This is a genomic window from Vibrio sp. 2132-1 (genome assembly GCF_033344315.1).
Genome location: NZ_JAWPON010000371.1, coordinates 1 through 682 on the forward strand (window position 1 = coordinate 1; position 682 = coordinate 682).

Consider the following 682-nt stretch of genomic DNA (forward strand, 5'->3'; position numbering starts at 1 on the left):
AAGAGCAATCATACAATAAGAAACCGTAGTATGTTTTATGAATCCTGATTTTTTAGGTGCTTTGCTTATCGGCCTTGTCGGGGCCGGCCATTGTATGGGGATGTGTGGTGGTATCGCATCCCTACTTTCCTTAGGTAGTTCAAGCTCAAAATCCTCCCCAACCATACCTTTATTCTACAACCTTGGACGACTCAGCAGTTACGCCTTAATAGGCACGCTTGTCGGAGGTGCAATATCAGGGTTATCGGAACTCAGCGGCTTAGCTCAATCTCTTGCGTGGCTGCGTTTTGTTGCCGCAATCTTCATGATTTTGGTTGCGTTATATATTGCGAAATGGTGGCAGGGTTTACTCATCGTAGAAAAGATGGGCCAGCACCTTTGGAAGTTTATCTCTCCAGCTGGAAAAAGCCTTTTACCACTTAAAAAGCCAATACACGCACTGCCCTTTGGTTTTGTTTGGGGGTGGTTACCATGCGGGTTAGTTTATTCGGCATTAACATGGTCGGCGGTGTCCGGTAGCGCAGTAAATGGTGGCCTAATCATGCTCGCTTTTGGTTTGGGAACGCTGCCATCCATGCTCGCTGTTGGTTACGGAGCAAGCCATTTTCAGAAACTGCAAAAATCATTAATATTTAGAAACATCTCAGCATTAATCTTAATTGTCTATGGCGCGTATACTGCC

1 protein-coding gene is annotated in these 682 nt (G+C 45.5%); it reads left to right on the forward strand.

Going from position 1 to position 682, the window contains the following annotated elements; genetic code table 11:
- Positions 1-37 precede the first annotated feature (37 nt).
- Positions 38-682, forward strand: a 645-nt coding sequence (locus R8N47_RS25480; RefSeq protein WP_318186139.1) for a sulfite exporter TauE/SafE family protein, incomplete at its 3' end; no start/stop codon positions are given.